Annotated in this window: 6 protein-coding genes; 3 read left to right on the forward strand and 3 right to left on the reverse strand. The window is 44.8% G+C overall.

Annotated elements, in window-relative coordinates; genetic code table 11:
• Positions 1-101: 101 nt before the first annotated feature.
• A complete protein-coding gene (locus tag I8H75_04630; GenBank protein MBH2006609.1) occupies positions 102-344 on the reverse strand; it encodes a hypothetical protein in 243 nt (80 codons plus the stop codon).
• 166 nt (positions 345-510) lie between these two features.
• On the reverse strand, positions 511-2,232 hold the full coding sequence (locus tag I8H75_04635) for an FYVE zinc finger domain-containing protein (GenBank protein MBH2006610.1): 1,722 nt from the start codon (positions 2,230-2,232) through the stop codon (positions 511-513).
• Between the two features lie 377 nt (positions 2,233-2,609).
• Here I8H75_04635 and I8H75_04640 point away from each other — a divergent pair, with 377 nt between their 5' ends.
• Together I8H75_04640 and I8H75_04645 are read left to right on the forward strand one after the other, a co-directional pair.
• Positions 2,610-4,682 carry a hypothetical protein gene (locus tag I8H75_04640; protein ID MBH2006611.1) on the forward strand — a complete coding sequence of 691 codons (2,073 nt, stop codon included), beginning with the start codon at positions 2,610-2,612 and terminating at the stop codon, positions 4,680-4,682.
• Between the two features lie 112 nt (positions 4,683-4,794).
• Positions 4,795-6,951, forward strand: coding sequence for a hypothetical protein (locus tag I8H75_04645; protein ID MBH2006612.1), 2,157 nt, complete (start codon positions 4,795-4,797; stop codon positions 6,949-6,951).
• A 114-nt stretch (positions 6,952-7,065) separates the two neighbouring features.
• Here the strand turns inward: I8H75_04645 and I8H75_04650 are convergent, their stop codons facing one another.
• Complete coding sequence (locus I8H75_04650) at positions 7,066-8,004, reverse strand: hypothetical protein (GenBank protein MBH2006613.1); 939 nt, start codon at positions 8,002-8,004, stop codon at positions 7,066-7,068.
• A gap of 274 nt (positions 8,005-8,278) precedes the next feature.
• Here I8H75_04650 and I8H75_04655 point away from each other — a divergent pair, with 274 nt between their 5' ends.
• Entirely contained in the window at positions 8,279-8,566 is a 288-nt protein-coding gene (locus I8H75_04655; protein ID MBH2006614.1) for a hypothetical protein, read from the forward strand.
• Positions 8,567-8,966: the final 400 nt, after the last annotated feature.

An 8,966-nucleotide genomic window follows, 5' to 3' on the forward strand; every position in this document is an offset into this window, starting at 1 on the left:
TTTTCGAATAAAAAAATACTGGACGATGGAGAACTGTCAGATCATTCCATCGAGGCGAAGCAGCCGCTTAGTCATGGCCTTTTGGAGGATATACCTGAAGCCTACTTAATATCTGGCTCGGGCTGCTCGAAACATAGTTCAAATTTCTCATCTGGATTGACCCAACTCAAATTGAGAGGAAAATCAGTATTCATTTCAGGATAATGTGCCAAAAGCAGTACTTCGTCTTCTTCATCGCAGCTTGTGTAGTCTACTTGTTCTCGTTCGGCAGACGTTTTTATCTTATTTGTGTTCCAGATTATTCCTAGGGGATAATATTTTCCATCAGAATCTGCAAAAGCCACAACAGAGCCACAATCTCCAGGTGCTGAAAAACAAGTTCTATTGTTTGATTTGATATATATACTTTGAATTTCCTTGTCTTTGTCCCCAATTGGAACTTTACCTTTCTTTATTTCTGAATTGTTTAAAATAATTATGCCATCTGTTAATCCAGTTGAATGTCCAATTTTAAAAACACGATATTGCGTGTTTTTTTTTGATCAATTCTTCAAGTTTAGATAGATAAATAAAACTTGAAAATGCAACTAAATTAAAAGATTCTGGAGAAGCTTTTAAAAACAATAAATCCACATCTTGATGTCCAAATACGGCTCGAGAGCCGAGTTCTTTTATGGACACTGTTTCATTTTTTGATAGGTTCCTTTCTTTGGCATGATAACCCGTCAAGGCCAACTTTTCATTTACACCTCTTGTTAAGATACCTCCAATTGTAGTGCCAAGGCCTTTGGAGATAAACTTAGAGCAAAAATCATTTCCTGCTGACTCGCAAGAAAAGCACGCACCTCGTCGAGTGGACGTTACAAAGTTCAAAGTAAAAAATTTCTCATACGGTTCAAATCTCCTCCGCAGAGCATCGGGTTCTCGAGTATTATGAGGGACATTGATAATTAATGTTTCCGAATCATAGTTAAAGCTGCAGGGAACTACAGAGCCAAGCAATCGATCAAGCAATTTTTTCAGTTCTGGAGCCATTCTAGAACCCTGGTCGTAATCTTCGAAATCACTAGGCCTAAAATTTGCTAAAGAATCAGGAGTTAGGTCTTCGCCAATCGAATCCATAGGCTCCAAGCAGGCTCGCATACATAATTCCCGGTGGGATTTCCAGGCCGCTTTTACAAGTTCTTGGATCTCTTTTTTAGTGACAGGAGAAATATTTTTAGTGTCTTTCGCAATAGGAGCAGCGAGTGAGTCCAAAAGCTCCTGCTTTGCCTGAGTACTGTTTAAGATTTTACGAAATATTGTACGATATCGACGTGGCCAGTATGGTTTTTTTTCAGAAAAATACATGATTTCTTTGAATTGATTGGTTGCGGCATAGTGCTCTCTTGCTGATAAAGAAACATTGGCAACACCCCCAGCTTGACTGGACAAATGCTCGGATTTAGTGCCAAGAAGTCTTTCAGACACATCATCATGTCCATGCTGATGTGTGTTATTCAAGCAACTGGCACAGACAGTTACACCACAGGTTTTGCAAGAATATTTCCACCGAGTTAGCCCAAAGCTTTTCTTGCAGGAATGGCAAGAAGTTGAAGACTCTCCAGATTTCGATTCAACAGATTCTTGAACGTCGTGCTTTTCATGGGAATCAGCAGGCTTTGGAGAACTTGGTAGCAGTCGTATGTCTGGTGGCGTATAAGGGGCAGAATTAGGGGATTGTTCAAGAACTTCCGGCCTAAAATCAGACAAGGGTCCATTCTCGTTTGCGATTTCTGAAAAAAGCTCTGGTTTTACAGGCGCTGTTTGAAGTTCATAAAGTTCAGCTTGCATTTCTTCTTCAGACTCTTCTCCAGTGGGATTAAAACCAAATTGCCGTACCTTTTGAATTTTAGATTTGAGCTGTTTGATTTTCTCATCCCGTTCTCTTACAATTTGCTCATAAGATTTTTGACGATTAAATAATTTGAATTTCCAATCTTGTTTTTCTATATCTTTTTTTATTTTCTCGGCATTTTTAAAACTATTCTGAATAAAGTATGAAATATCGGCCATAAATGAAGACGGCATTAAGCCCTGAGAAACGCCAAAAACACGGTTTTGATACGCGAAAAATTTGTTCGCCTCTTTCACTATTTGATGCATCGGGCTAGAGAGGCTCGCTGCTCTTTCTGCGTAACAAATAGATGAGGCTAAAAAGATTTGTGAAATAAAAAAAGACAACTTATTCATAGCAGCTCCAGTTCGTTTGTCGTTATTTGATCTGAACGGTACTCCTACAACAGTTTTTGCGCAACAGTTTACTTTCTCCTCGAAATTCACTACCGATAAGGGGCTGGCAGGAGTCCAAGTAATTTCTTGATGAAGGTCTTGTTTTTGAGCTTGTCTGATTAAATCAACGGCTCCGACCAGGCCTGCTGCATAGTCATATGGCTTCGATCAACAACCCGCTTCAGACCGTGATTGCAAATCTGAGCGATCGGCTTTAGTCGTGTAGCCTGAATCATTTTGTGGAACTATTTGGAGTCGCTATGAATGGAGTTGCAGGTTTCTCAACCCGAACTGCTTGTTGTTTTCTTTTATGTTTTTTTTCGTTTTGTTTACTAGCGATGACAAATGATTCAGGCGGTGATTTCGTAGAAGAACAACCTAAACAAAATGCCACTCAACTGCCTGGCAATACGAACGCTGCTTGGTTGCCCGTATCCGTGCCATGGCAGAGAGCCCCCCACGTTTCGCTACCCATCTTTCCTCTGTTATCGGCGCTATCTTTTCTCGATTGGCCACAATTAGTGGACAACTCTTTACAGGAATTTCTTCGTCGTTTATCGCGTTGGCGTCCTCGGACAGTTAATAACAGGCTGGAGACACCACGCCATAGGCTTGCATGGACTCGAGACGTGCGAGAAGGTCGTGCTGGGGCCGGAGGCTTAACAACGACGGAAGTACGAGAAAGCTATCAAGGGCCATTTTCTCCAAACCAGTTCCGCACGAGTCGACAGGGGACCTATTTTCGGGATGATGTTGGCTGGAATCGCATCGAAGAGAGGACGATCTGTGATACAGGTAGCGGGTTGATTTATCGACGAGTATTGCAGCAACATTCGAACGAATTTGCGTTTCAGGCAGCAGCGCCGCGCTTGTATCTTAACGACCAGGGTAGCCGATCCGAAGATACGGTTCCATACGCCGACTTAGTGGGATCAATCTTGGCTACTGACAACCGGGCATTCGCGACGAATATACTCAGGGTGCTCAAGAACTCAGAGAAGCCGCTGCAAGGGAATACCGTAGAGGCTGCAAGAAAGGTTGCTCAGCGAATACTCGTATCAGAACGGCCTCAATCGGAGGCCGCGTTGGCTTTGGCCTATACCGAAGTTTATAGACTGAAACACAGTGGATACGACTCAGCAATGGACGTTTTTGGAAGGGGCGGAAGCTATATTCCGGCACGTACAGGAGCCCAAGAACGGAGCCAAGATTACACACTGGAGCAAGTCAAATATTCGTTTGATGTAATCGCAAGATTTAAAGCCGAAAAAAATCATCTGAAAAATGAAGACTCGGTTGTGAAGAAGCTGCGAAAGCTAGTCACCATTTTCGGATACGATATGAGACAGGAAATTATCAACAGACCTCTGTTCGGAGAATGTTTTTCAGAGGCTCGGGCTTCACGTTGTACACCGGAATTACCCGGGCATCGCGCGATCTCAGTTTCTGGAGAAGGCAATGCCTGTCTTTTGCGCTCGGTGTTGATCGGTGTTTTTCCAGAGCAAAGACAGCGGATAGCGAATTTGCCCAGCAGCGAGATTCGGAAGCAAGTTCGGGAGGCAATCAATGCCAGCCTTGCAGATCCAGAGACAGGCCGTTTGTTATTTCAAGATTATGAGGACTACCTCGATTTATTTGGTCGGCAATCGCTGTCTGACAGCATGACACACGAGTCTTACTTAAATCACTTTGTCAGTCGTGAAACGTTTGAAGGGCGAGAAATGATTGCTCTCTTGGCGCATGTGTATCAGCGAAGGATTTACGTTCATAATCAAGACCGGTATCTCGAAGAACAATTTGGTGACTCCAGGCATGAGCCCCTGCATTTGCATTTCACCGCGTATCTTGGAACAGAGCCATTTCCCAATCACTACGATGCGTATGTTCCTGTTCGGTTCATTAGCGAGCTGGAAACTTACGCTGAACGAACACTGTCCAGCGTTACCGCGGTGGCAGGTCGAAGGTTGGATTCAACAAACACAGAAGTTTTAAGCGCTAGAGCCTTTGAAATCATTAGTTCGTTAGAAACCAATTTTGAGATCTCTCAAGAATCAAGAGAAGCGTTACTGGTTGAATTGGAAAATATTTTGCGGTCTCCCTTCATCAGCGAGGCCTTTAAGCAGTTTCTTAGGCAAAAGCTGCAGAAGTTGATGTTGAGGCAATCGTTGCAGCATAGTTCTAGAAATTGGAATGATGATTCAGAACCTCCACCTGCTGCAGGAGGATCAAGTATTTTATTGGCAAGGAGTCTCAGAAACAGGAGGGAGTTACCGTTCGCTGCAACAACGAGTTCTGCTACTCAACAGACTTCTTTGCAAGTGAGCGCAGGCGAACAGCAACGGATGGACGCGAGTATTCCTCTTTCGATTCCTCTAAGAGCGAGCCCGCTTTTATCAGCAGCTAGTAGCTAAGCTTCGTAGGCATCAGAACTTGCTTGAATTGAAGAACCATGATTAAAAATGGGGCAGATAGGTTTTACTTTTGTACCTTGGATATTGGTTTTGAAACTGTTTGGAGTTTGCTATGAATAAGATGGCAGGTTTATCAAGCCTACGCGCTTGCTGTTTGGTCTTTGGATGTTTTATTTCGCCTTGTTTACCAGCCATGACAAACGATTCTGGGGGTGGTTTCGCAAAAAATCGTCATGGACAGAATGCTGCTCAGCCTCAGGCTAATACCAACCTTGCTTTGTTGCCGATACCGTTGCCATCGCAGAGAGTTTCTCAAACTGTGCAAGCTCTTCCGCCTATTTTCCCTCTGTTATCGGTGTTGCCTTTGCTCGATTGGCCACAATTGGTGGACAATTCTTTACAGGAATTTCTTCGTCGTTTATTGCGCTGGCGTCCTCGAACAGTGGATGGCAAGATAGATACGTCGCGTCGCAGGCTTGCTTGGATTCGAGATGTACGAGAAGGACGTGTCAATGCTGGAAGCTTAACAACGGTGGAAGTACGAGAGGACTATCAAGGGCCGTTTTTTCCGGATCAGTTCTGCACGGATCAGCAAGGGGTTTATTTCAACACCGGCATGAATTGGATTCGAGTCGAGGGAGATACACTTTGTGATAGTGATGATGGATTGATTTATCGACGGATACTGCGTCAACGCCCAAAACAAATTGCGTTTCGGATAGCAGCGCCGCACTTATGTCTTAAAGACTCTGGTGGCCAATTCGAAGATACAACCCAATACGCTGACCTAGTTGCGTCGATTTCCGCTGCTGACAGAAGCGAATTTGCGACGAATGTACTGAGGCTGCTCAAAGACTCCAATAAGCCGTTGCGAGGGATTACCGTAGAGGCTGCGACAAAGGTTGCTCGGCGAATATTGATGGCAGAGCGACTTCAATCGGAGGCGGCGTTAGCTTTCGCGTACACGGAGGTCTACAAATTGAAATATCATGGGTATCGTTCAGCAACGGATGTTTTTGGGAGGGACGGAAGCTATATTCCGGCACGCTTAGGAGATGAAGAACGGAGTGGAAATTACACACTTGAACAGCTCAGAACCTCGTTTGATTCGATCTCAAGACTCAAGGCCCAAAAGGATCGCATCAGAAACGAAGACTCGGTTGTAAAAAAACTGCGAAAGCTGGTTGCTATCTTCGGATACGATACTAGCCAAGAAATGATCAACAGACCCCTGTTTGGTGAATACTTTCCAGAGGCTTCAGTTTCGGAGCGCATACCGCAATTACCCGGGCATCGTGTTGTTTCAGTTTCCGGAGAAGGTAATGCCTGTCTTTTGCGCTCGGTGTTGATCGGTGTTTTCCCGGATCAAAGAGGTCGGATAGCCACTTTGTCAAGCAGGGAGATACGAAACCAAGTTCGACAGGCAATTGGTGCCAGGCTTGCAGATCCAGAGACAGTTCGTCTGCTATCCCAAGATCATCGAGACTACCTGGACTTATTTGGTCGGCAATCGCTGCCTGACAGCATGACACAGGAATCTTATTTAAATCACTTTGTTAATCGTGAAACGTTTGAAGGGCGAGAAATGATTGCTCTTCTGGCGCATGTGTATCAGCGAAGAATTTACGTTCACAATCAAGACCGGTATCTTGAAGAACAATTTGGTGATTCCAGGCATGAACCCCTGCATTTGCATTTCACTGCCTATCTTGGAACGGAGCCATTTCCTAATCACTACGATGCGTACGTGCCTGTACGCTTCATCAGCGAGTTACAAACTCCAACTGAACAGATACCTCCCGGAATGACTGCATCGACAGACCCAAGCTTTGATTTCATGAACACAGAAGCCTTAATCGCTAGAGCCCTTGAAATAGTGAATTTGCTAGAAGCCAATTTTGAGAGTGGTCAAGAACCGAATGGAGAATTGTTTGTTGAATTGGAAAATATTTTGCGGTCTCCCTTGATTTGCGACCCTTTACAACGATTTATCAGGCAAAAGCTACAGAAGATGCTGGGACAATCGTTGCACCGAGGTTATAGAAATTGGGATGACGATTCAAGGCCCCCACCTGGTGCGGGAGGAGCAGGTACTTCATCCACCAGAAGTTTTAGGCACAGGAGTGGATTATCATCTGCAACAACAAGTTCTGGTACCTGGCAGGCCTCTTCGCAAGTGAGCACAGGCAAACAGCAACGGATTGACGCGAGCATTTCCCTTTCGATTCCTTCCAGGACAAGGCCATTTTTACCAGCAGCGAGCCACTAAGGATAGGCTAGGAATGCTGGTGATGTTCGCTGATGGGTCTCCTTATGAAACGGGTATATGGATCAGGAGAACATCCTTTTAAATGAGAAAACTCGTGCTTGAGTTGCGATTTTATTAGAGTAGACCCCTCCAGACAATGCCGGGAAAAGGAAGACCCGGCAGTGTGCTGTTCCACAAAGTTCCATTGATGATTAGGTTATCTCCCGTTAAACCTTGCGCCAAACCAGGTGCCCATCCTGTCTGATTGCATGAGCAATTGATTTCATACATGACGGACGGTAGATTTCCTTGGGGGATAGCAAATAAACAGCCCCAACTTGTAATATTGCTTTCAATCAGATACAATGAAACATTATTCTGTACAAAAGGGTGGTTTGCGCTACCTAAAGCGGCAAAGGAAATCTCGTTAGGGCCTATGGAGCGAATCTGTGTCCTGTACAATTCAAGATGTATGGCGTTAAGTGAAGCCACTCCATTACTGCTTGCAACAGTGGCAGACCAACATGGACTCGCCGAAGAGTTAGCCCAAACGGAACTATTGCTGGCTGATAACAAAATCGATGCAACCGTTGCAGTGGCCGCAGGGCCAAATGCTGATTCGTAAGCTCCCATGGCGAATGCAGCAGCCGGAGAATCACTAGAAGATCCCGTCATGGCAAACGCTAGGCTTCTGTCGAGGATGATACTGCAGTTATTGATTTGTATTGAAACGAAATCAAAAGCCCACGAGGAACATAAAATAGCTATCGAACCAGTCGGCGTTTCGGTCGCGGCTCCACCCATTGCAGTAACGTTGCTATTGGTCACTTCGAATCTTAAGTTGGTTCCTGTAATCCATGTGGAGCCTGGGTTATAATAGCTCATATGAGTTACCACGGCTATTGCGGCGCAGGGCGAACCTCTTCCATTAGCTCCCAGTGCGCTGACATTGCTGTCTATCGATGTAAATGTGGAATTTTCGATAATGAATCCGAAAGCTCCGTTTCCATACGAGCCCACCAAAGCAACTGCCGCTGCCATCGCGGAGTTAGTTGTCAGATGACTGTCAGCCATAACACGAGAGTTATTGGACGAAAACTTAAGCCCACCCCAAACTGTTGAAACTGAATTGCCGCAAGTAGATAGAACTGCAAGAGCGGCACTTGAAGCTCCAGAGGAAACAGCAGATATAGTACTGTTTATAGCAGACAATATGATGTCAGAAAGGATGGTTGAACAAGATGTCGGGTAGATAACGGCCGCCAAGGCATTTCCAACCCCAATTGCTGTGACAGTGCTTTGATCGATACAGAGCGACAAGTTAGTTGCGTTTTGGCTCGGTTGCCATATGAGCGCCGAAGCTGTGCCTGCGGAGACGATAGAAATCGTAGAGTGCTTAAGTCTCAAATCTATATTAGACATTGAGGCTATATTACTGCTTACAAACGGAGCAGATACCTCTGCAACAACTCGGTCTAAAGTAAAAGAAAAATTTCCCAACAAACCGGTTGTGGATGATAGCGCAAGTGATGCTGCGCTAGTTGCTGAAATCTCCCTAAAAATGATTGTAATATATAGCCCGTTTGTAATTCCAGAAAATTCCATTGTAACTGGTTGTGTCATACTACAGCGATAAAATACGATTGGAGAAGGAAGGAGGCGATGTACATAGAGGGTTGTATTTCGCAATGCTCCGCAATTAATCGATGTCTCGCTATTACTGCTTGTTTCGCTCACGCTGAATGGTCTGGTTGAACTGTTAGTTGAAGTTAAACAGCCGGAGGTGGATGCATATGAATCAGTGGGTTTCAAAGTTTTTGAATGAGTTTCTCTTCTGGTTGAGGATTCGGTCAGGCTCTTACTGTTAGATGTTGTGTGAGTTTGAGAGCTGGAAATCGATCCATTGGAGCTATCAGTGCCGGTGAGAGAAAATGAGATGGCTTCACTGCTTGACGCCGAATGAGAGGTTGTTTCTGGCAACTGAAAATACAACCCATACTGCACAGCAGGGTGTTCAGATGGCGAGTCTCCAATCG

It is taken from the genome of Myxococcaceae bacterium, from assembly GCA_016000045.1.
Classification (GTDB): domain Bacteria; phylum Myxococcota; class UBA727; order UBA727; family JABDBI01; genus AER2-1.

What these genes read in the sequence shown, in the direction of transcription:
- I8H75_04650 (MBH2006613.1), bottom strand. Translation starts at nt 8,004, where the DNA reads ATGGCTGACAGTCATCTGACAACTAACTCCGCGATGGCAGCGGCAGTT.
- I8H75_04635 (MBH2006610.1), bottom strand. Translation starts at nt 2,232, where the DNA reads ATGAATAAGTTGTCTTTTTTTATTTCACAAATCTTTTTAGCCTCATCT.
- I8H75_04640 (MBH2006611.1), top strand. Translation starts at nt 2,610, where the DNA reads ATGACAAATGATTCAGGCGGTGATTTCGTAGAAGAACAACCTAAACAA.
- I8H75_04645 (MBH2006612.1), top strand. Translation starts at nt 4,795, where the DNA reads ATGAATAAGATGGCAGGTTTATCAAGCCTACGCGCTTGCTGTTTGGTC.
- I8H75_04655 (MBH2006614.1), top strand. Translation starts at nt 8,279, where the DNA reads ATGAGCGCCGAAGCTGTGCCTGCGGAGACGATAGAAATCGTAGAGTGC.